The 20,787-nt window shown below is 56.9% G+C and carries 19 protein-coding genes and 1 tRNA gene; 9 read left to right on the forward strand and 11 right to left on the reverse strand.

What is annotated here, in order from left to right; genetic code table 11:
• Positions 1-22: 22 nt before the first annotated feature.
• The 7 genes from ACGHP1_RS12860 to ACGHP1_RS12890 all read left to right on the forward strand — a co-directional run bounded on the left by ACGHP1_RS12860 (position 23) and on the right by ACGHP1_RS12890 (position 7,750).
• Complete coding sequence (locus ACGHP1_RS12860; protein ID WP_005943308.1) at positions 23-1,282, forward strand: saccharopine dehydrogenase family protein; 1,260 nt, start codon at positions 23-25, stop codon at positions 1,280-1,282.
• Positions 1,282-2,499, forward strand: coding sequence for a carboxynorspermidine decarboxylase (locus ACGHP1_RS12865; RefSeq protein WP_390509593.1), 1,218 nt, complete (start codon positions 1,282-1,284; stop codon positions 2,497-2,499). The genes ACGHP1_RS12860 and ACGHP1_RS12865 overlap by 1 nt, the downstream gene beginning before the upstream one ends.
• 269 nt (positions 2,500-2,768) lie before the next feature.
• Positions 2,769-3,986 carry an ABC transporter substrate-binding protein gene (locus ACGHP1_RS12870; protein WP_044953856.1) on the forward strand — a complete coding sequence of 406 codons (1,218 nt, stop codon included), beginning with the start codon at positions 2,769-2,771 and terminating at the stop codon, positions 3,984-3,986.
• A 171-nt stretch (positions 3,987-4,157) separates the two neighbouring features.
• Positions 4,158-5,036, forward strand: coding sequence for a branched-chain amino acid ABC transporter permease (locus ACGHP1_RS12875; RefSeq protein WP_005943319.1), 879 nt, complete (start codon positions 4,158-4,160; stop codon positions 5,034-5,036).
• Positions 5,036-6,196: a branched-chain amino acid ABC transporter permease gene (locus tag ACGHP1_RS12880; RefSeq protein ID WP_390509594.1), complete on the forward strand. Its 1,161-nt coding sequence runs from the start codon at positions 5,036-5,038 to the stop codon at positions 6,194-6,196. The genes ACGHP1_RS12875 and ACGHP1_RS12880 overlap by 1 nt, the downstream gene beginning before the upstream one ends.
• Positions 6,193-7,035, forward strand: coding sequence for an ABC transporter ATP-binding protein (locus ACGHP1_RS12885; RefSeq protein WP_390509595.1), 843 nt, complete (start codon positions 6,193-6,195; stop codon positions 7,033-7,035). Before ACGHP1_RS12880 ends, ACGHP1_RS12885 begins: the two co-directional genes overlap by 4 nt.
• Positions 7,028-7,750 (forward strand): ABC transporter ATP-binding protein, encoded by a 723-nt coding sequence (locus ACGHP1_RS12890; protein WP_097775012.1) that lies wholly within the window; start codon positions 7,028-7,030, stop codon positions 7,748-7,750. Before ACGHP1_RS12885 ends, ACGHP1_RS12890 begins: the two co-directional genes overlap by 8 nt.
• A 221-nt stretch (positions 7,751-7,971) precedes the next feature.
• Here the strand turns inward: ACGHP1_RS12890 and ACGHP1_RS12895 are convergent, their stop codons facing one another.
• The 9 genes from ACGHP1_RS12895 to ACGHP1_RS12935 form a co-directional block, all read right to left on the reverse strand.
• The gene (locus ACGHP1_RS12895) at positions 7,972-8,682 is read right to left on the reverse strand and encodes a response regulator (protein ID WP_097776326.1); all 711 of its coding nucleotides are present in this window, start codon (positions 8,680-8,682) and stop codon (positions 7,972-7,974) included.
• The gene (locus tag ACGHP1_RS12900) at positions 8,675-10,648 is read right to left on the reverse strand and encodes a DUF4118 domain-containing protein (protein ID WP_390509596.1); all 1,974 of its coding nucleotides are present in this window, start codon (positions 10,646-10,648) and stop codon (positions 8,675-8,677) included. The genes ACGHP1_RS12895 and ACGHP1_RS12900 overlap by 8 nt, the downstream gene beginning before the upstream one ends.
• A gap of 189 nt (positions 10,649-10,837) precedes the next feature.
• The gene (locus tag ACGHP1_RS12905; RefSeq protein WP_005926948.1) at positions 10,838-11,485 is read right to left on the reverse strand and encodes a TrkA family potassium uptake protein; all 648 of its coding nucleotides are present in this window, start codon (positions 11,483-11,485) and stop codon (positions 10,838-10,840) included.
• 11 nt (positions 11,486-11,496) lie between these two features.
• Positions 11,497-12,834, reverse strand: a complete 1,338-nt coding sequence (locus ACGHP1_RS12910) for a TrkH family potassium uptake protein (RefSeq protein ID WP_390509597.1) — start codon at positions 12,832-12,834, stop codon at positions 11,497-11,499.
• Between the two features lie 168 nt (positions 12,835-13,002).
• Positions 13,003-13,221: a DUF6061 family protein gene (locus tag ACGHP1_RS12915; protein WP_097781473.1), complete on the reverse strand. Its 219-nt coding sequence runs from the start codon at positions 13,219-13,221 to the stop codon at positions 13,003-13,005.
• 542 nt (positions 13,222-13,763) lie between these two features.
• Positions 13,764-13,850 (reverse strand) — tRNA-Leu (locus ACGHP1_RS12920).
• A gap of 219 nt (positions 13,851-14,069) precedes the next feature.
• Positions 14,070-15,392 (reverse strand): SLC13 family permease, encoded by a 1,323-nt coding sequence (locus ACGHP1_RS12925; protein ID WP_223388680.1) that lies wholly within the window; start codon positions 15,390-15,392, stop codon positions 14,070-14,072.
• Positions 15,389-16,123: a response regulator transcription factor gene (locus tag ACGHP1_RS12930; protein WP_044954127.1), complete on the reverse strand. Its 735-nt coding sequence runs from the start codon at positions 16,121-16,123 to the stop codon at positions 15,389-15,391. The genes ACGHP1_RS12925 and ACGHP1_RS12930 overlap by 4 nt, the downstream gene beginning before the upstream one ends.
• Positions 16,113-17,195, reverse strand: coding sequence for an ATP-binding protein (locus ACGHP1_RS12935; RefSeq protein ID WP_154259355.1), 1,083 nt, complete (start codon positions 17,193-17,195; stop codon positions 16,113-16,115). The genes ACGHP1_RS12930 and ACGHP1_RS12935 overlap by 11 nt, the downstream gene beginning before the upstream one ends.
• Before the next feature lie 171 nt (positions 17,196-17,366).
• On the opposite strand from ACGHP1_RS12935, the gene ACGHP1_RS12940 reads away from it, so the two are divergent.
• Both ACGHP1_RS12940 and ACGHP1_RS12945 read left to right on the forward strand, forming a co-directional pair.
• Positions 17,367-18,389 (forward strand): low specificity L-threonine aldolase, encoded by a 1,023-nt coding sequence (locus ACGHP1_RS12940; RefSeq protein ID WP_207698448.1) that lies wholly within the window; start codon positions 17,367-17,369, stop codon positions 18,387-18,389.
• Between the two features lie 163 nt (positions 18,390-18,552).
• Positions 18,553-19,068 (forward strand): PTS glucose transporter subunit IIA, encoded by a 516-nt coding sequence (locus ACGHP1_RS12945; protein WP_005944949.1) that lies wholly within the window; start codon positions 18,553-18,555, stop codon positions 19,066-19,068.
• A 64-nt stretch (positions 19,069-19,132) separates the two neighbouring features.
• On the opposite strand, the gene ACGHP1_RS12950 is transcribed toward ACGHP1_RS12945, so the two are convergent.
• Together ACGHP1_RS12950 and ACGHP1_RS12955 are read right to left on the reverse strand one after the other, a co-directional pair.
• Entirely contained in the window at positions 19,133-19,777 is a 645-nt protein-coding gene (locus ACGHP1_RS12950) for a YitT family protein (protein WP_097777278.1), read from the reverse strand.
• A 48-nt stretch (positions 19,778-19,825) separates the two neighbouring features.
• Entirely contained in the window at positions 19,826-20,770 is a 945-nt protein-coding gene (locus ACGHP1_RS12955) for a GTP-binding protein (RefSeq protein WP_120121288.1), read from the reverse strand.
• Positions 20,771-20,787 lie beyond the last annotated feature (17 nt).

Consider the following 20,787-nt stretch of genomic DNA (forward strand, 5'->3'; position numbering starts at 1 on the left):
ATTGACATAAAGGAGAAAAATCATGAGCAAAGTTCTGATCATCGGCTGCGGCGGCGTGGCCTCCGTTGCCATCCACAAGTGCTGTCAGGTACCCGAGGTGTTCACCGAGATCTGCATCGCCAGCCGTACCAAGTCCAAGTGCGACAAGCTGGCTGCAGAACTGGCCCCCAAAACCGCTACCAAGATCACCACCGCACAGGTGGATGCCGACAAGGTGGACGAAGTGATCGCCCTCATCAAGGCTTATCAGCCCGACCTCGTGATGAACATTGCCCTGCCCTATCAGGACCTGACCATCATGGATGCCTGCCTTGCCTGCGGCGTAAACTATATGGACACTGCCAACTACGAGCCGGAGAACACCGACGATCCGGAGTGGCGTGCCATCTACGAGAAGCGCTGCAAGGAAGCAGGCTTCTCCGCCTACTTTGATTACAGCTGGCAGTGGGCCTACGCAAAGAAGTTTGAGGAAGCCGGCCTGACCGCCCTGCTGGGCAGCGGCTTCGACCCGGGCGTGACCCAGGCTTACTGCGCCTACGCCAAAAAGCACGAGTTCGACACCATTGACACCATTGATATTCTGGACTGCAACGGCGGCGACCACGGCTATGCCTTTGCCACCAACTTTAACCCGGAGATCAACCTGCGCGAGGTGTCCGCTCCCGGCAGCTACTGGGAGAATGGCCACTGGGTGGAGATCCCGGCTATGAGCATCAAGCGGGAATACAACTTCGATCAGGTGGGCGACAAGGATATGTACCTGCTGCACCACGAGGAGATCGAGTCCCTTGCCAAGAACATCCCGGAGGCAAAGCGCATCCGCTTCTTCATGACCTTTGGCCAGAGCTATCTCGACCACATGCGCTGTCTGGAGGATGTGGGCATGCTGTCCACCACCCCGGTCAACTTCAACGGGCAGGAGATCGTGCCCATCCAGTTCCTCAAGGCTCTGCTGCCGGACCCCGCCAGCCTTGGCCCCCGCACCAAGGGCAAGACCAACATCGGCTGCATCTTCACCGGCAAGAAGGACGGCAAGGAAAAGACCTACTACATCTACAACGTCTGCGACCATCAGGAGTGCTACAAGGAGGTGGGCAGTCAGGCCATCAGCTACACCACCGGCGTGCCTGCCATGTGTGGCGCACTGATGCTGCTCACCGGCAAGTGGACCACCAAGGGCGTGCACACTGTGGAAGAGTTTGATCCGGACCCGTATCTGGACGCTCTGGACAAGTACGGCCTGCCCCGTTCCGAGAGCCACAGCCCGGCGCTGGTGGACTGATGCGGCTGGCCGATACCCGCCCGCCCTTTGCGGGCCTTGCAAACCTTTCTTGGGAAGCGCTTGCCTCTCTGCCCACCCCCTGCTACCTGCTGGACGAAGGGCAGCTGCGCCGCAACGGCGAACTTCTGCTGGGGGTGCAGCAGCGCACCGGCTGCAAAATTCTGCTGGCGCAGAAGGCTTTTTCCAACTTTAATGTTTACCCGGTGCTGGCTCCTTATCTGGCGGGCACCGAGGCCAGCGGCCTGTACGAGAGCCGCCTTGGCAAAGAAGAGCTGCCGGAAAAAGAGAACCATGTGTTCTGCGCGGCCTACCGGACAGACGAGTTCGCGGAGCTGCTGCAGTACGCCGACCACATCGTGTTCAATTCGCCCAGCCAGCTGGCAAAGTTCGGCCCGGCAGCAAAGGCGGCGGGCAAGAGCGTGGGCCTGCGGCTGAACCCGGAGTGCTCCACGCAGGAAGGCCATGCAATTTACGACCCCTGCGCCCCGGGCAGCCGCCTTGGCACCACCCGCGCCCAGTGGGATGCCGCCGTGCAGGCAGACCCGGCCCTGCCCGAATTACTGGACGGACTGCACTTCCACACCCTGTGCGAGCAGGATGCCGATGCACTGGCCCTGACGCTGGCGGCGGTGGAAGCAAAGTTCGGGGGTCTTCTGCCCCGGATGAAGTGGCTCAACTTTGGCGGCGGGCACCATATCACCCGCCCCGGCTACCGCCTTGCCACGCTGGAACAGTGCATTACCGAAACACAGAAAAAGTACGGCGTGCAGGTGTATCTGGAGCCGGGCGAAGCATGGGCGCTGAACGCCGGGTATCTTGTTACCACTGTGCTGGATACTTTGCAAAATGGCGAGACGAGCCTTGCCATTCTGGACATGTCTGCGGCCTGCCACACCCCGGATGTGATCGAGATGCCCTACCGCCCGCCGCTGCTGGATGCCGGGGACCCCGGCGAAAAGCCGTACCTCATCCGCCTTGGCGGCCCCACCTGCCTTGCCGGGGATGTGGTGGGCGACTACAGCTTTTCCTCCCCGCTCACCGAGGGGCAAAGGCTCATTTTCGGCGATATGGCCATCTACACCACCTGCAAGAACAACACCTTCAACGGGATGCCGCTGCCGCCCATCTGGGCAATGGACGAAAACGGCACCTGCCGGGAGCTGGTGAAGTTCGGCTACAGCGATTTCAAGATGCGGCTGGGACGTGCAGCGGATTGAAGTATGGCCCTTACGGCAAATCTGTATTCATTTAAAAGACAGTCTGTATCAAAACCGCCCAAAATGCACGCTGTTCAAGTACAGTTTCTTTTTATCATCTGACGAAAATTTAAAAAAATTCAAATTCAGCCTAGACAAGTTCCTTTTCATGTGCTAAAACAATGCTAAGAAACCCGCAACGATGCAGGATCTGAGGATCACTGCGCCGTTGCGGGTTTTTCTTGTTTTATCTGGGAAAGTGTTAAGAAATAATAGAGGAGGCAATTCTTATGAAAGCATTCATTTCGCGTCGTGATTTCCTGAAAGCGGCAGGCATCACCGCCGCAGCAGCAGCTTTGGCAGGCTGCTCTTCTTCTGGCGGTTCCGCAAGCGGCTCTTCTGCAGGCGGAAAGACCATTAAAATCGGCGTGTTTGAACCGGCTTCCGGTGATAACGGCGCAGGCGGCAAGCAGGAAGTGCTGGGTGTCGAGTATGCCAACAGCCTTGCTCCCACCGTGGAGATCGGCGGTGAGACCTATAACGTGGAGCTGGTGGAAGTGGATAACCAGTCCAGCACCGATAAGGCCGTGACCGCTGCACAGGAGCTGGTCTCCAAAAAAGTCTCCATCGTGCTGGGCAGCTACGGCTCCGGTGTTTCCATTGCAGCCGCTCCCACCTTCCAGTCCGCTTCCATCCCGGCCATTGGCTGCTCCTGCACCAACCCCGCCGTGACTGAGGCCAACCCCTACTACTTCCGTGTCTGCTTCCTTGACCCGTTCCAGGGCTCGGTCATGGCAAACTTTGCAAAGGATGAATTCAGTGCTGCCAACGCCTACGTGCTGAGCATGCTGGGCGAGGACTACGGCTCCGGTCTGGCCACCTACTTCGTCAACGCTTTTGAGGATCTGGGCGGCACTGTTACCAGCGAGCAGTTCCCCGAGGGCACCTCGGACTTCTCCGCCTACATCCAGAACGCCATCAACGCCGGTGCAGATGTGATCTTTGCTCCCTGCGCTACCACCTACGCAGCCCAGATCATCACACAGGCTGCTTCTGCAGGCTTTGACAAACCCATTACCGCAGGCGACACATGGGAGTCCAGCGTTATTCTGGATGCCCAGAAGGGCACCAGCGTGCAGGTGTATTGCTCCACCTTCTTTGACGAGAACGATGATTCCGGCGCAGCCAAGGAGTTCGTGACCGGCTTTAAGGAGTGGCTGAACGCCGACAGCCAGAAGCTGACCAACAACGGCGGCAATGACATCGTGGCAGCTGTTTCTGCACTGGGCTACGACGGCTACATGGTGGCTCTGGAAGCCATCAAGGCAGCAGGCAGCACCGACGGCACCGCCATCCGCGATGCTCTGTACGGCGTAAACTACGACGGCGTGACCGGCAACATCACCTTTGACCAGACCACCGGTGATGCCAACAAGGATATGGCTTACATCAAGAAAGCTGCCGACGGCGCATTTGAGTTCGTCAAGACTCAGAGCGTGGAAGGCTGATAAAACCTGTAAACTCCTTCAGTCAACGCCTGACGGCGTTGCCAGCTCCCTCATTGAGGGAGCCTTTTTGTAGCTTTCCGGCAGGTTTGGCCCTCTGGGAGGGGGCTGTCACCGGAGGTGACTGGAGGAGTTTATTTTATTAAAAGTTGTAAGAAATGGAGGGTCCCCCTTATGGCTGCAAAGTTTCTGCCCTATTTGCTGGCAGGTATCTCGGTGGGCGGCCAGTATGCATTGATCGCCATTGGCTACACGATGGTGTACGGCATCCTGCGCCTGATCAACTTTGCCCACGGCGATATCTTTACCGTAGCCGGTTTTCTGATGGTGTACGCTACTGCTTCCCTTCCGCTGACCATTTCCATCCCGCTGGTGGTGGTGGCAACGGTACTGCTGGGCATCGCAGTGGAAAAGATCGCCTACAAGCCCCTGCGCACTGCGCCGCGCATGTCGGTAATGATCTCCGCGATCGGTATGTCCTACCTTTTGCAGAACTCGATGTGGTATGTCACCGGCGGTCTGGCCAAGCAGTACCCTGCCCTGCCGTGGATCAGCGACACCGTCACGGTGCTGGGCTGCCAGACCAAGCGGGTGACGGTGGTAACGCCATTCCTCGTCATTGTGCTGGTGGCAGCACTTGTTACCCTGATCCAGAAGACCAAGATCGGCATGGCCATGCGCGCCGCTTCCCGCGATTTTGAGACCGCCCAGCTGATGGGCATCAAGATCAACAATGTCATCTCCTTTACCTTTGCGGTGGGCAGCTTTCTTGCGGCCATCGGCTCCATGATGTATTTTTCCAACTACACGGCAGTCACCCCCACTGTGGGTGCCATGCCCGGCCTGAAAGCCTTTGTGGCTGCGGTGTTCGGCGGCATCGGCTCCATTCCCGGTGCGGTGATCGGCGGCTTCATCATCGGCATCTGCGAGAGCCTTATTAAAGGTGCAGGCGCTACCACCTTCAGTGATGCGTTCACCTTTGCACTGCTGATCGTGGTGCTGGCCGTCAAGCCTACCGGCCTGTTCAGTGAAAACCTGACCGAGAAAGTGTGATGACCATGAAACAAGAGAAAAAACGCATCTATCTCCGGGCCGCACTGGCGCTGGCCGCTCTGCTGGTGGTGCTGCTGGCACTGGATAACCTGAGCTTTGTGCCCTCCATGCTGCTCACCGTGCTGCGCAAGGGTGCCATCTATGCACTGGTGGCTGTCTCCATGAACCTGCTGAACGGCTTTACCGGCCTGTTCAGTCTGGGTCAGGCAGGTTTTATGCTGCTGGGTGCCTACACCTACGCCATCCTCACCATTCCCGCCGCTTCGCAGAAGTCCATCTATCAGCGCTATGCAAACGGCGGCATCGGCTTCTCCATCCCGGAACTGCTCTCCAAACCTCTGGGCGGCTTCGGCCTGCTGCTGGGTGTTGTGTTCTGCCTGATCCTGGCCGGTTTTATCGCAGCGCTGTTCGCCTTCCTCATCGGCCTGCCGGTGCTGAAGCTCAAGAGCGACTATCTTGCCATTGCTACACTGGGCTTTGCCGAGATCATCCGTGCCGCCGTGGTTTACGAGGGCTTTGGCCCGCTGACCAACGGCTCCAACCTTCTGTACGGCTTTACCAGCTTTGCCAGCTTCAACCTTTCACTGGGCAGTGTAACTCTGCATCTGGAAACCGTGATGCCCTTCCTCTTCTCCGGCATCTGCATCGCCATCATTCTGCTGCTCATCAACTCCACCTATGGCCGTGCCTTCAAAGCCATCCGTGATGACGAGATCGCTGCCGAAGCCATGGGCATCAACCTTGCCAGCCACAAGCGCATGAGCTTTATCATCAGCAGCTTCTTTGCCGGTATCTCCGGCGCAATGCTTGCCATGTATCAGGCCAGCGTGCAGGCCACCACCTTCAAATCCAGCATGACCTACGAGATCCTGCTGATCGTGGTCATTGGCGGCATTGGCTCGGTGTCCGGTTCCATCATCGCGTCCTTCCTGTTCATCGCCAGCTCCGAGTGGCTGCTGCGCTTCCTCGACAACGAGACCTGGATCGGCGGCTTCCGTGTGCCGCTGCTGCGTTCCGGCTTCCGCATGGTGGTGTTCAGCATCATCATTATGGCGGTGGTGCTGTTCTTCCGCAAGGGCATCATGGGCGACCGTGAATTGTTCCAGAAAAAGCCCGCATCCACTGCAAAAACTGCCAAAAAGGAGGCGCGTTCCAAATGAGTGAAAACGTATTGACCATTGAAAACGCCACGATGCAGTTTGGCGGCGTGGTGGCTGTGGATAATCTGAACCTGAAGGTGGATAAAGATCAGATCGTCTCCCTCATCGGCCCCAACGGTGCTGGCAAGACCACCGCGTTCAACGTTGTCACCGGCGTGTATGCGCCCACCAACGGCGCGGTGTGGTTCGAGGGACGCAAGATCATTGAGAACACGCCCCACGGCAAGATGAAAAAGCTCTATAAGGGCCAGAACGCGAGCAAGTATTCCCACATGATCGCCCCCACGCCCGATAAGATCACCCAGATGGGTATTGCCCGCACCTTCCAGAATATCCGTCTATGGAAGAGCCAGACCGTGTTTGAGAACGTGCTCATCGCCAAGCACTGCCGCCGCTCGGCCAACCTGCTGAGCGCTACCTTCCGGCTGAATGCAGACGAGGAAAAGCGCCAGCGCGAGGAGTGCGAAAACCTGCTGCATATGCTGGGACTTGAGGATGTGCGCAATGAACTGGCTACTGGCCTGCCCTACGGCCTGCAGCGCCGGGTGGAGATCGCGCGCGCCCTTGCCACCGAGCCGAAGCTGCTGCTGCTGGATGAGCCTGCTGCCGGTATGAACCCGCAGGAGACCGAAGAACTGACCGCCTTTATTGACCGTATCCGCACTGATTTCAGACTGACCGTGTTCATGATCGAGCACCACATGGATCTGGTGATGGATATTTCCGACCGGGTCTATGTGCTGGACTTTGGCCGCTTGATCGCCGAGGGTACGCCCGCCGAGGTGCAGAACGACCCGCGGGTGATCGACGCTTATCTGGGGGTGGACGAAGATGCTTGAGATCAAGGATTTACATGTTTCCTATGGCGGCATTCAGGCCTTGCGCGGTGTGTCGCTGAACGTGCCGGACGGCAAGATCGTTACCCTGATCGGTGCCAACGGCGCAGGCAAGTCCACCCTGATGCGCACCATTTCCGGCCTTGTAAAGGCACAGAGCGGCTCCATTTTGTGGAACGGGCAGGAACTGCTGGGCAAGCCCATCGACCAGATCGTGGCCAGCGGCATTGCCATGTCGCCGGAGGGCCGCCGGGTGTTTGCCGACCTGACTGTGCTGGAAAATCTGAAGATCGGCGCATACCTGCGCAAGGATAAGGCCGAAACCGAAAAAGACCTTGAGTGGGTGTACAGTCTGTTCCCCCGCCTGAAGGAGCGCAGCTGGCAGAGCGCCGGCACCCTTTCCGGCGGCGAGCAGCAGATGCTGGCCGTGGGCCGCGCCCTGATGAGCAAGCCGAAGCTGCTCATGCTGGACGAGCCAAGCCTTGGCCTTGCGCCCATCGTGGTGCGGGAGATTTTTGATATCATCCGCACCGTGAACCAGCAGGGCATCACCGTGCTGCTGAACGAACAGAACGCCAACATGGCCCTGAAGGTGGCCGATTACGCCTATGTGCTGGAGACCGGCACCCTGACCCTTTCCGGCACGGGTGCTGAACTGCTGACCAATGAACAGGTCAAAGCCGCATACCTCGGCAAAAAGCGCGTTGACCGCACCTGAAACTTTATAAGAACCGCTAACGGCAGAGAGGGGCTGCTGCAAAACAGCTCCATGAAAAAATAACGCATAAAAATGCCTCAGTATGGCAGGCAGAGCAGGCTCATCATGCAAACAACGAAAAACAGGAAGTTCCCTCCGGTGGGGAACTCCCTGCTGTACATATCGCTATCGCATGTGGCTTTTGGCAGGGTGCGTCCGCAGGGCGCACCCTGTTTTTTTTACTATGCTTCATCGTTTTCCACACGAAGCATCCGGTATCCGACACCAACATGGGTCTGGATCAAATGCGGCGCATCCGGGTATCGTTCCAATTTTTTGCGCAGGGATGCCATATAAACACGCAAGGAAGCAATGTCATTTTCCTGCGTGCTTCCCCATATTTGCTGTGTGATGGATGTATGCGTCAGCACCTTGCCCACATTATGCGCCAGCACACACAGCAGTTTGTACTCGATGGGGGTCAGATGCAATTCATTCTCACCCAGCCAGACGCACCCGGCCGAGAAGTCGATCTTCAAAGGACCATTGACAAAAACCGGACTGTTTATACCGTCAGAAGCCAGCAGATTCAATCGGCGCTGCGTTACACGCAGTCTTGCCAGCAGCTCGTCCACGGAAAACGGCTTTGTCAGATAATCGTCTGCGCCGTTGTCCAGTGCTTCGATCTTATCAGAATCTTCGCTCCGGGCACTCAGGACAATGATGGGCAGGTTCGACCATGTGCGGACGCTGCGGATGACCTCGATGCCATCTATATCGGGCAGCCCAAGATCCAGCAGCATGATGTCCGGATTGTGGCTGGTGGCCATCATGATCGCCGTTTCCCCATTGGAAGCAGTCAGATATTTATAGCCGTGGGTCTTCAGGGTCGTTGTGATCAGACACCGTACAGGAACATCATCCTCTACGACCAGAATGGACGGCTTATTCATGAATGTTCACCTCGCTTTGCGGCAATGCAAAGGAAAAGACACTGCCATTGGGAATGTTGTCACGCAGGGTCAATGTTCCGCCGTGAGCCGTCAAGATTGCACGGCAGAGGGGCAAGCCCAAGCCAAGGCTGCGGTGGCTGTCTGCGATGCGGCTCTGCCCGGTATAAAACATCTCGAACACCTGTGCTTTTGCGCGATCCGGAATGCCGGGGCTGTTATCTGCCACTTCCACTACGACCTGATGGTCTTTCCGGTAAGCCGAAATCTGAATGACCGAGCCAACGGGGGTGTATTTGATGGCGTTATCCACCAGATTGACAACGACCTGCATGATCAGCCGTGCATCCACATTGACCAGAAGGATCTCGTCCCCATACTGTGTTGTGATGGTGTGTTCGCAGCTTTTCCGGTTGACATGGTGCAGTGCTTCTTCGATCATTTCGTCCATCAGCTGCGGCGAGATCTGCAGATTCATCCGCCCATCTTCAATGCGGGTGATGGAAAGCAGATTTTCCACCAGACCGATCAGCCATTGCGCATCGTCAAAAATATCGGTGCAGATCTTGTTCCGGGTCTCTGTATCCAGCGTTTCTCCGTTGGAAAGCAGATTGCTGGCATTGCCGGAAATGGAGGTCAGCGGGGTGCGCAGGTCATGGGAGATCGTGCGCAGCAGGTTTGCCCGCAGCTCTTCATTTTTTGCCTGCACGGTTGCCTGCTCTTTTTCCAGCGCATTTCTGCGGTTTTCGATGGCCAGCGCACCTTCGCCCAGAATGGAAAGCAGCACACTGTTTTCAAAGGCATCCAGCGGTTTTTCGGACAGATCGATCCCGATCACTCCAAACACGCCGCCTCCGGTCCGAAGTGCAAGATAAAGTCCCTTTGCATCCGGGTAGCTATCCGTGCCTGCACCGGAACGCTTTTTGTTGGCAAACGTCCAGTTTGCTGCATCCCGTTCTTCCGGTGCAGAAAAGATGTTTTGCGCCGTTTCCCCGTCAACTCCAAAAACCTGTTCTGCCCCAAGACCTCCATTTTGTTCCAGGTAGACGATCAGGCTCCGGTTCAGCAGCTTCATCAGCTGGGATGCCGTCAGTGAAAAGATTTCTTCTTCACTTTTGGCTTTCTGTAAAAGCTGATTCGTATCAAATAGTACTTTTGTCCGGAATGCTGCCTGCGCAGACATTTTTGCATGGTCTTTCAACCGTGTCGTCAACGTACAGGTAATAATTGCGGAGGTCAGCATCAGGGCAAACGTAACCTGATAACCGGGGTCATACGCATGGAATGTCAGGTATGGCTCGGTCAGGAAGAAATTGTACAATGCTACACTGGCAACGGACCCCAGCACACCGCAGGTGTAACCGCTGGTACACAATGCGGTGAACAGCATCCCCAGCATATAGAGCATAATAATGTTATAACGCGCAAAGTCCAGCTGCAGGAAAAAGAAGCCGATGAGCGTGATACAGCTCAGGATGCCTGCGGTAATCAGCAGATCACGGACAGACGGCAGAAGCGGACGGGTGAACAGCTTCCGTCCTGAACCGTAGCCGTTCTCTGCAGAAGCATCCGGGATGATGTAAATATCCAGATTAGGCGCAGTCATCGTCAATTTTTCAGTCAGTGACGGTCCACTCCAGAAATGGCGGCGATGTACGCTGGAGCTCCCCAGTACGATTTTTGTAATGCCGGAGATGCGGGCAAACTCTGCGATCTGCTGCGGAATGTCATCCCCGTAGATCGTAGAAATGTCGGCACCTGCCTGTTCTGCCATACGAATGTGCTGCTGCAAACGCCGACGATCTTCTTGTCCCATCTGATCCGAATCCGGCGTCCGGACATACAGAGCTGTAAAGGTCCCTCCAAACGCCTTTGCCATCGTTGCTGCCGTCCGCACGATCTTTGCATTGGAGGGAGAGGACGACAGACACGCCAGAATATGTTCAGTGGGTGGGTCGTTCTGATTCATAAAAATCACCTGCCTTGCCCACAGTATAGCACAATTTGATGGTCACGACCACCAGCCGCGTCTTTTTCCTTCCTGTTGAAGGATCTCCTTCCGCATGTGATCCAGCGCATCTGCTGCCCAAAAACCACTCAACATAACTCCAAGAACCATCAGTAACAAAACGACATCCATATGATCCGTCCTATCTTTTCAGAGCCGGAAACACTTCTGGATCGATGCGTATTTTCCCAAAACCAGCATGCTTTCATCCCGGCACAGCTGCGTATCCGGCGTAATGCTCATATCGAGCTTCCCGTCTTTTTTCAGCGCAAGAATGTTGATGTTATACTTTTTTCGGATATTGATCTCACCGATCGTGCGATTCATCCATTCCGGCGGAATGGTCACTTCCATGATGGCGTGGTCGTCCTGCAGCTCGATATAATCCAGAATGTGTTCGGAGCTGTATCGGATCGCCGCCCACTTTGCCAGCTGCTTTTCCGGGTAGACCACTTCATCCGCACCGTTGCGCAGCAGGAACTTGGCTTGTACATCCCGCTCTGCACGCGAGACCACAAGCTTTGCGCCCAGCTCCTTGAGCAGTGATGTTGTTTCCAACGAGCTTTGAAAATTGCCGCCGATGGTTACGATACACACATCAAAATTGCCAACACCAAGGGAGCGCAGAAAGTATTCGCTGGTGCTGTCACCGATCTGTGCATTCGTCACATAGGAAAGCACGGCGTTCACACGGTCTTCGTTGCTGTCGATTGCCATGACCTGATGACCCAGCTCATTCAGTTCCTGCGCAATATGGCGGCCAAAACGGCCAAGCCCAATCAAAAGAATCGATTTCATACTTGTCTCCTTTATCCGATTGCGATCTTCTCCTGCGGCAGACGAGAGTGGGCAGGGCTGCTGCCAAATGCCGCATAGATCAACGTCAATCCGCCAACACGTCCCAAAAACATCAGTGCGATCAGCACCCCCTGCGAAAGGATGCCCAACTGCGGCGTGATACCCAATGTCAGACCCACCGTTGCCACAGCCGAAGCAGTCTCATACAGACAGACTGACATCGGCAGCTGCTCGGCCGCAGCAATGACAAAGGCTCCGAGGAAGAACAGCGTCAAATACATCCCTGCGATCGTGGCAGCATTCTTGACCGCAGAACCATCTATGCGCCGCCCGAAAAATTCGGCATCTTCTCTGCGGCGGAAGGTCGCCCACATATTGGCCAGCAGAACGGCAAATGTTGTGGTTTTCATGCCGCCTGCCGTAGAGCCGGGCGAACCGCCCAACAGCATCAGAACCACCATCAATGCCTGTGAAGTGCTGCCCATCGCAGCAAGATCAGCAGTGTTAAAACCGGCAGTACGGGGGGTAACGGATTGAAACATCGACAATAAAATGCGCTGCCGGGCAGAGCCTGCCGTGAACTCGAAGCAATAAAAGTACAGCGTCGGCAGTACCAGAAGAAATGCCGTTGTGACAAGGATCACCTTGCTCTGCATCCGATAACGGTGAAAATCAAGGCGATATGTACAAATGTCCTCCCATGTCAGAAAGCCAAGGCCGCCAAAGACGATCAGGGCCGCAATCACTGTGGTAAGCAATGGGTCACCTGCATACCGTGTCAGCGAAACAAATTTTGCACCCTCTGTTCCCAGCAGGTCAAACCCCGCATTGCAGAACGCCGAAATGGAATGAAACAACGCGTACCAGATCCCGCGCAAACCATAATCGGCGCAGAACGTCGGCAGCAGCAGTGCAGCACCGACCAATTCAAACAGGGCGGTGATCCGCAGAATAAAGCCTGTCAGCCGCACGATGCCGCCCATCTGCGGGGCAGCAGTAGCTTCCTGCATCGTGCTGCGCTGCTTGAGGGAGATCTTTCGCCCGGAAAGCAGCGCAAAGGCAGCGCCCACCGTAATGACGCCCAATCCTCCGATCTGGATCAGAAGAAGGATCACGCTTTGCCCAAAAGCCGACCAGTAGCTTCCGGTATCCTGAACCACAAGTCCGGTCACACAAAGGGCAGAGGTGGAGGTAAACAGTGCCTCATGGAACGGTGTGACGCACCGCTGCTGTGCAGCGATCGGGAGCATCAGAAGCAATGCGCCCACCAGATCGACTGCCGCAAAACCTGCAATAATAACCTGAAAAGAAGAAAAACGGTGCCGCTTGTAACGAGGATATTGAATCATAAAAGCTCCTTTACCTATCCGTGTGCATAAAGATTAGCATGGAATAGATAAAAGAGCCGTAAAAAAAATTGTAGAAGTATAAAGATTCCATTAAAATGGATCGATCAACACCAAATAATAAATGCCGGACATCACCAGCTCAAAAAAGCGGTAATGTCCAGCATTCATTCAGATTTCTAACCCATGGCTCCCGGCCGCATTCTTCAAATATTCCTCCGGGTCGCCGTTCAGTATCAAATCAGCATAGCCCAGCGGGTCGTTGTAGATGAGGTAATCCAACTCTGATCTCTGCGCCATGGTCACATTCAGCGCATCCTCGACCCCGGTGCAGTCAATGGAAATTTTTCTCCCATCCCGGAGCAGCAGTTCCACGCAGCCGATATCCATGTTATCCGCTGTTACTACGAAAGGGGAATTATTGGGTGAAGCAAAATAAGCAGCAGCCTCCCGGTAGACATTCCTACAGGTTGGGCACCGCAGCGGAATCTGGTGGTCAGGGCCTTACGGGTTGCGTTTGCTGATTTTTCTGCAGCCCCTTGGCAGGGCTTTGAAAAATCAGAACGCAGCCCCAACAACTTCTCCCTGTTTCAGCCGCTGGCTGCGGTCATCGTCGTTGCTGTTCAAGTCCTCTTATCCGCTGTTACTGCTAAAGGGAAACTGCCGTGTAAAACAAAAAAGACAGTGGACAGTCTGCCTCCCGGTAGACATTCCTACGGGTTGGGAACCGCGGCGGAATCTGGCGGTCAGGGCCTTACGGGTTGCGTTTGCTGATTTTTCTACAACCCCTTGGCAGGGCTTTGAAAAATCAGAACGCGGCCCCAACAACTCCTCCCTGTTTCAGCCGCTGGCTGCGGTCGTCGTCGTTGCTGTTCAAGTTCTCTTCCGCACCGAAAAAGAAAAACCAGTACACATTGTGTACTGGTTTTTCTTGGTGCGGATAAGAGGACTTGAACCTCCACCGAGTTGCCCCGATTAGAACCTGAATCTAACGCGTCTGCCAATTCCGCCATATCCGCATATTCTGTTGTATTCGTGAGCTGTGACGCTCGGAACGATAGTTATTATACCAGATATGGCAGAATTGTCAAGCATTTTTTCAAAAAAACTTTTTCCCCACTACAAAGCGTCATACTTTCGCGAAAAAAGCCCTCTGCAGGCCGATTTTCCGGCGGTGCAGAGGGTCGGAGTTTCTTTGTTTTTTTCTTCAGCAGGCAGCCGTTCCGGAGGCCAGAAGATCAGACTTTGCCCCACACCAGCCACAGGTACGCATAGCCTGCCAGCACGGCGGCCAGCGTAAAGGGCACGCCGATGCGCAGGAAGTCGCAGGTGGTGACGGTCTCGCCGTTTTTGCGCAGAATGCCAATGGCCGCGATATTGGCCGAAGCACCGATGGGGGTCAGGTTGCCGCCCAACGTTGCACCGGTGAGCAGGCCGAAGTAAAACACATAGGGTTCCACGCCCATGCCATCGTTCATCAGGGCGGCGATGCTTTGCACCACCGGCAGCATGGCGGCCACGTAAGGGATGTTATCGATGAAGGCCGAAAGCACCACCGACACCACCACCAGCAGGGTGAACAGTCGGAAAGGACTTTCCCCTGCCACGGCATGGAACAGCCGGGCTGCTGCGTCGATAACACCCGCCGCGTGGATGCCCGCAATCACGATGAACAAGCCAAACAACAGCAGCAGGGTATCGCAGTCCAGCTCGCCCAGCACATGCGCCAGCGGCTTTGCTGACCCTGCCCGCAGGCAGGCGCGCGCCACGCCAAACAGGCACAGCCCCATGCACACAAGGCCGCTGCGCAGCTCGTACACCGTGTGCAGCGGCCCGGCTGCAGGCTCCGGCAGGAAGGATGCCGCAATGAGCAGACCCACCGTAAGCAGCATCAGGGCAGTGGGCACATCGTCCTCCACCTCAGTCTCCACCTTTGCGGCGATAGGCTGGGTCTCGCGGCGGAACAGCCACAGCAGCACTGCCAGCGAAGCAAGTGCTCCCAGCTCTACGCCCCAGAAGATGCCCGGACGGCCCCGCATCCAGAAGAAATCGAAGAAATTCATGTCGGCAAAGCTGCCCAGCAGGATGCTGGTGGTGTCGCCCACCAGCGTGGCCGCGCCCTGCAGGTTGGAGGACACCGCAATGGCAATGAGCACCGGCACCGGCGAGATCTTCAGCTTGCGGGCAATGGCAAGGCCCACCGGTGCCACCATGAGCACCGTGGCCACATTGTCCACAAAAGCACTGATGACACCGGCGAACAGCGCCAGCATACACACCGCCCACTTGACATCCGGCACACGGACGATAAGCATTTCCGCCAGGCGGGCAGGCATTTTGCTCTCGATGAACAGTGCCACCGTACCCATGGTGCCCGCCATCATGAGCAGCACATTATAATCCACGGCCTGCAGCGCGGCGCGGAGTGAAAACTCGTAGACCCCTGCCTCGCCCAGCACAATAAAGAGCACCGCACTGCACAGTGCCACCCACGGGCGGTACTGCTGCAGCCGCAGCATCAATACATAGGTAACAGCAAACAGGATCAGTGCAAGTATCATTCGTTGATCTCCCCGCTGCGGGCATCCTCGTCGATCATGCGGTAGCCCACGCCCAGCTCATTGAGGATATAGGCATTGCTGCCCGGACGGCTGCCCAGCTTTTTGCGGATATTGGCCATGTTCACCTGCAGCTTTTTGGTGCTGCCGATGTCGGTATCGCCCCAGATGGCCTTGACGATGGCCGCATAGGTCATCACGCGGCCCGCGTGCTGGGAAAGGAACGCCACAATGTTGTATTCGGTCTGGGTCAGCTTGATCTCCTGCTCGTCCACGAACACCTTACGGCGGTCATAGTTGATGCGCATTCCCTGTGCGCGGAACTCACCCGCCGGGGCATTGCCGCCGTGCATGGCACTGTAGCGGTTCAGCCGCAGGGCAGCGCGCACGCGGGCCAGCAGTTCGCCGGTGCTGAAGGGCTTGGTGATGTAATCATTGGCACCCAGATCCAGCGCTTCGATCTTATCCATCTCGTCGGTGCGGGCCGAGAGCACCACGATGGGGGTCATATACTTCTGCCGCACGGTGCGGATGAATTCCAGCCCGTCCCGGTCCGGCAGGCCCAGATCCAGAATGACCAGATCCGGGTTGTGGGAGGCGAACAGGGTCAGGCCCATGGTACAGGTATGAGCCACCAGAGCCTGATAATCGTTGGTGGTGAGCAGCGTTTCGATAAAGCTGCAGATATTTGCCTCATCCTCTACGATCAGGACCTTGAATTTGTTATTGCTCATCTTCTGCATCCTCCATTTCAATTTCTTCGGTCTCCAGCCAGAAGCGGATGGTCGTTCCCTCACCCAGACGGCTCTCGGCCTTGATCTCGCCGCCGTGCGCCTTGATGATGGCCGCACACACCGAAAGGCCGATGCCCATGCCGTGCTTGCGGCTGTCTGCCGGTACATCCGGGTCGGTGCCGCCGGTGCCGGAGAACAGCGTTTTCAGCCGTTCTCTGGGGATGCCGCAGCCATCGTCCGTCACCTCGAACACCGCACGATTGCCCACCGTGAACACCTTCAAGGTCAGTTTTGTCATGCCCTCGGCGTGCAGAGCGGCATTTTCCAGCAGGTTCATCAGCACCTGCTGGATCAGCATGGAATCCATGGGGATCACGATAAAGGCATCCGGCGTTTCCAGCTCCACCGGGATCTCCGGGTAGCGCTTGCGGAACTTGACCAGCACCGTATCCAGCAGTTCGTCCAGCACAGTGGGGGTCTTTTGCACCGTCACCTTCTCGCTGTCGATGCGGGTGACGGAAAGCAGATTCTCCACCATGCGGGTCAGCCACTGGGCATCACTGCAGGCTTCGCCAAGCAGTTTAATGGTCTTTTCCTTATCCAGCGAGTCATAATTTTCGATCACAGTGGAGCAGGCACCGTAGATGGAGGTGAGCGGGGTGCGCAGATCGTGAGAAACCGCGCGCAGAAGGTTTGCACGCATCTTCTCCTTCTCGCTTTCCATACGCAGCTGTTCCTGCTTTTTGATGCGGGTGGTGAGGGTGCTGGTCATGATGGACACCACCAGCATCACAAGGCCGGAGAACAGGTTTTCCGACAGGGTAAAGTTGAAGGCGAAATACGGTGAGAGGAAGGCAAAGTTCACAGCCAGCACGCTGATGAGCGAAGCCGCCACGCCCCACGCATAACCTTCTGTATACATAGAGGTGACGAATACCGCCAGCATAAAGATAAGCATTGCTACGCCCTCAATGCGGCCCATAACGGCCTGTGTAAGCATCACCATGGCATAGGCGGCGAACAGAGCCAGCAGCATTACGGTGGCATCCCGCACAAGCGTCTGTTTTTTCATGCACATTCCCCTTCCCAAATAATATATTCCGTTTCCCGCATTATACCATAGAAAAACTAAAGATACAGTAAAAATCCTTTGCCGTAAAGAGGGACGTGATTTGACACTCCCTCTCCCCCGTAGTAGAATAGCCCTATCAACACTTTATCTCACTGGATCAGGAGTAACGATATGCTGTATTTCGAGAACGACTACTGTGAGGGTGCACACCCTGCCATCCTGCAAAAGCTGGCCGAGACCAACTTTGAAAAGGTGCCCGGCTATGGCACCGACCCCTACTGCGCCAGCGCCAAAGCAAAGATCTGCGCTGCCTGCGGCTGTCCGGATGCAGACGTGACCTTCATCTCCGGCGGCACCCAGACCAACGCCATCGTCATTGCGTCCATGCTGCAGCGCTGGCAGGGCGTGATGGCTGCTGCCACCGGCCATGTGGCTGCACACGAAGCCGGGGCCATTGAGTATACCGGCCACAAGGTCATTGCCCTGCCCGCCCACGAGGGCAAGGTGAGCGCCGCGGATGTGCGCGACTGGTGCGCCACCTTCTATGCCGATGCCAACCACGACCACATGGTGTTTCCCGGCATGGTATATATCTCTCACCCGTCCGAGTACGGCACCCTGTACACCAAGGCTGAGCTGGAAGAGCTGCACGCTGTGTGTCAGGAGTACCACATGCCCCTGTTCATGGACGGCGCACGCCTGGGCTACGGTCTGATGGCCAAGGGCACCGATGTTACCCTGCAGGATATCGCCCGCCTGACCGATGTGTTCTACATCGGCGGCACCAAGGTGGGCGCGCTGTGCGGCGAGGCCGTGGTGTTTCCCCACGGCGCACCGGCCCACTTTATGACTATGGTCAAGCAGCAGGGCGCGCTGCTTGCCAAGGGCCGTCTGATGGGCCTGCAGTTCGATGTGCTGTTCACCGATGATCTGTACACCCGCATCAGCCGGAACGCCATCGAGACCGCCGACCGTCTGAAGGAGGGCCTTGCTGCCAAGGGCTACCGCTTCTATATGGAGTCGCCCACCAATCAGGTGTTCCCCATTCTGGAAAACAGCCAGCTGGAAGCGCTGGAAGGCAAGGCGAAGTTCGGCTTCTGGGAGAAGTACGACGACACCCACACCGTGATGCGCATTGCCACCAGCTGGGCCACCCGCATGGAGGAGATCGAGCAGCTGATCGACCTGATGTGATGCCGCCAAAGATTTTTGGCGGTTTTATGCGGGATACCAATTGCAATTTCTTTCACAATGTGGTATCTTTTGGGTAGACCAATGGGTTGGAGACGGTGGGCCTTGCAGGACAGCGTTTCGGCCGGCTGGCTCTATGAAATGATCGGAAAGAAGGTATTTTAACATGGGCTTTTTTGATAAGCTGTTCGGCGGCAAGACCGAGCAGGAAGAGACTGTCAAATTCTTCGGTCAGAGCAAGACCGTTCTGACCCCCATCCGCGGCAAGGTGCTGGCACAGGCCGACATCCCCGACGAGACCTTTGCACAGGGCATCCTTGGCCCCGGCTGCGGCATCGAGCCCACCGGCAAGACCGTGTATGCTCCGTTTGACGGCACCGTGGAACAGGTGGCTTCCACCCTGCACGCCGTGGGCCTGACCAGCGAGGACGGCATCGAGATCCTGATCCATGTTGGCATGGACACTGTGGAGATGCAGGGCAAGGGCTTCAAGGCACTGGTCAAGGTGGGCGATAAGGTCAAGGCCGGCACCCCGCTGCTGAAGGTGGATCTGGACGCCATCCGCGCCGCAGGCCATCCCACCGCTACCGCCATCATCGTGACCAACGGCGATGACATGGGCGAGCTGAAGATGCTGGCCGAGGGCGATGTGCTGGCCGGCACCCCGCTGTTCAAGTTCTGATTTCTGCACAGCAAAAGGCGTGCACTTCCGCAAAGGAGGTGCACGCCTTTTTGATTTCCCGATCTTACTGGCCGCCCGGCTTGTAGTGCAGCACCCGCTCCGACACCAGCCCGTTGAAGAACTGGATGAAGGGCCCCAGGCAGAAGGCACAGATCAGCGTACCGATGCCCACAAGGCCGCCCAGCAGCCAGCACAGCAGCGCACACAGTGCATCGGTGAACACGCGGCAGCCGAAGTACGGCACCGGGGTGTAGTCCCGCAGGCCCAGCGAGAGGTAATCGTACGGGGCGATGCCCAGATCTGCCGTCTGGTACAGCGAAGCCCCCAGCGCCGTGACCGGCACCGCCAGCGCCACCCACAGCAGCTGCACCGGCAGGCCCAGCGCCTCGGCCGGGCCAAAGTGGGCTGCAATGGGGTCGTAGAAGGCCGTGACAATGAACCCGACGCCAATGCCGTTGACAAAGGTGCCCAGGCCGATGTACTTGCGCCCGAACCAGAACTGCAGTGCAAAGAACAGGATGTTCGTGCACAGGTTCTGCACGCCCAGCGAGATGCCCAGCATCTCGGCCAGACGCATATTCAGTGCGCTGATGGAGTCGTTGCCAAGGTGAGACTGCTTGAACAGTGCAATGCCCAGCCCGATGATCACAATACCGACCACCATGCCGAGGATGCGCCGCGCCGAGGGCATCTGCGGGTTCTTTTTCATGATTCTGTTCTCCTTTTTTGCACCAGTTTTACAACGTTCGTTGAAAGCTCAGCGGTGAAGCTGCGTTTCGATTCTTGCCCTGTCTAGTCCTTCGCCAATGACGATGAGCACATCCTGCCCCTGCGGGATGGGTTCCAGTGTTCTGCCGGCAGCGGTGGCGTTCAGCTCCAGCCAGCCGGTGGTGCCCTGCGGGTCCGGTGCAAAGCCCTTCACCCGCAGCACATGGCCGCAGGCGGCATCCGCAAACAGATGGTCGGCAGCGGCCTGCAGCTGCTGCAGCGTCAGGTGCTGCTCCAGAAAGCACAGAGAGCTGAAGGCTTCGTGCTCGTCAAAATGCAGCTTTTCGCAGCTGGCCTGCCTGCAGCCGCAGGCCGCAATGGCGGCAAGGTCGGCATCGGTAAGCCGTGCCCAGTCCTTGGTGATGATCTCTTCCGGCGCAAAGCGGCGGGAGCACTTGCAGCCCTCCAGCGCACGGGTCAGGTGGGCCACGGCGGCAGCGGTCTGCTGCTGCCCGGCCAACTGGGTACGGCTGACCAGCACCCGGCCCGCGTTGGCCGTCTCGGATGCCAGCACATACTCAGCCTGCGGCGAAAGCGTTTCCGGCAGCATGGCATCCACTATGGCGATCACATTGCCGATGTGATACCAGCGGTCCAGCGGGTCGTCCCGCAGCACATCAAAAAACTCGTCCACATCAAAGATGCCGCTGGGTTCCACCACCACCCGGTCGAACCCGCGCATGGCCATGGCAATGAGCTTGGTGCGCATCCGGCGCTGGTGGGTGTCGCAGTCGCATCCGCCGCTGATGGTCTCAAGGTCGCAGTTCGGGCCAAGAAGGTCCTGCACCAGCATGGCATCCACGTTCACTGCGCCGAAGTCGTTTTCCAGAATGCAGACATTGTGGCCCTGTGCCACCAGATACCGGACATACCGGCGCAGAAAGGTGGTTTTGCCTGCGCCCAAAAAGCCGGTGATAAGGTCTACCTGTACCATAATAAAAAAGCACCTCC

The organism is Faecalibacterium sp. i21-0019-B1, assembly GCF_042852915.1.
GTDB classification, from domain to species: domain Bacteria; phylum Bacillota; class Clostridia; order Oscillospirales; family Ruminococcaceae; genus Faecalibacterium; species Faecalibacterium taiwanense.

Excerpts from the sequence above, each read along its gene's own strand:
- ACGHP1_RS12880 (WP_390509594.1), top strand. The coding sequence starts at position 5,036 with ATGACCATGAAACAAGAGAAAAAACGCATCTATCTCCGGGCCGCACTG.
- ACGHP1_RS12940 (WP_207698448.1), top strand. The coding sequence starts at position 17,367 with ATGCTGTATTTCGAGAACGACTACTGTGAGGGTGCACACCCTGCCATC.
- ACGHP1_RS12910 (WP_390509597.1), bottom strand. The coding sequence starts at position 12,834 with ATGATTCAATATCCTCGTTACAAGCGGCACCGTTTTTCTTCTTTTCAG.
- ACGHP1_RS12945 (WP_005944949.1), top strand. The coding sequence starts at position 18,553 with ATGGGCTTTTTTGATAAGCTGTTCGGCGGCAAGACCGAGCAGGAAGAG.
- ACGHP1_RS12905 (WP_005926948.1), bottom strand. The coding sequence starts at position 11,485 with ATGAAATCGATTCTTTTGATTGGGCTTGGCCGTTTTGGCCGCCATATT.
- ACGHP1_RS12895 (WP_097776326.1), bottom strand. The coding sequence starts at position 8,682 with ATGAATAAGCCGTCCATTCTGGTCGTAGAGGATGATGTTCCTGTACGG.
- ACGHP1_RS12915 (WP_097781473.1), bottom strand. The coding sequence starts at position 13,221 with ATGGATATCGGCTGCGTGGAACTGCTGCTCCGGGATGGGAGAAAAATT.
- ACGHP1_RS12930 (WP_044954127.1), bottom strand. The coding sequence starts at position 16,123 with ATGAGCAATAACAAATTCAAGGTCCTGATCGTAGAGGATGAGGCAAAT.
- ACGHP1_RS12885 (WP_390509595.1), top strand. The coding sequence starts at position 6,193 with ATGAGTGAAAACGTATTGACCATTGAAAACGCCACGATGCAGTTTGGC.
- ACGHP1_RS12925 (WP_223388680.1), bottom strand. The coding sequence starts at position 15,392 with ATGATACTTGCACTGATCCTGTTTGCTGTTACCTATGTATTGATGCTG.
- ACGHP1_RS12865 (WP_390509593.1), top strand. The coding sequence starts at position 1,282 with ATGCGGCTGGCCGATACCCGCCCGCCCTTTGCGGGCCTTGCAAACCTT.
- ACGHP1_RS12900 (WP_390509596.1), bottom strand. The coding sequence starts at position 10,648 with ATGAATCAGAACGACCCACCCACTGAACATATTCTGGCGTGTCTGTCG.
- ACGHP1_RS12935 (WP_154259355.1), bottom strand. The coding sequence starts at position 17,195 with ATGAAAAAACAGACGCTTGTGCGGGATGCCACCGTAATGCTGCTGGCT.
- ACGHP1_RS12955 (WP_120121288.1), bottom strand. The coding sequence starts at position 20,770 with ATGGTACAGGTAGACCTTATCACCGGCTTTTTGGGCGCAGGCAAAACC.
- ACGHP1_RS12860 (WP_005943308.1), top strand. The coding sequence starts at position 23 with ATGAGCAAAGTTCTGATCATCGGCTGCGGCGGCGTGGCCTCCGTTGCC.
- ACGHP1_RS12950 (WP_097777278.1), bottom strand. The coding sequence starts at position 19,777 with ATGAAAAAGAACCCGCAGATGCCCTCGGCGCGGCGCATCCTCGGCATG.
- ACGHP1_RS12890 (WP_097775012.1), top strand. The coding sequence starts at position 7,028 with ATGCTTGAGATCAAGGATTTACATGTTTCCTATGGCGGCATTCAGGCC.
- ACGHP1_RS12870 (WP_044953856.1), top strand. The coding sequence starts at position 2,769 with ATGAAAGCATTCATTTCGCGTCGTGATTTCCTGAAAGCGGCAGGCATC.
- ACGHP1_RS12875 (WP_005943319.1), top strand. The coding sequence starts at position 4,158 with ATGGCTGCAAAGTTTCTGCCCTATTTGCTGGCAGGTATCTCGGTGGGC.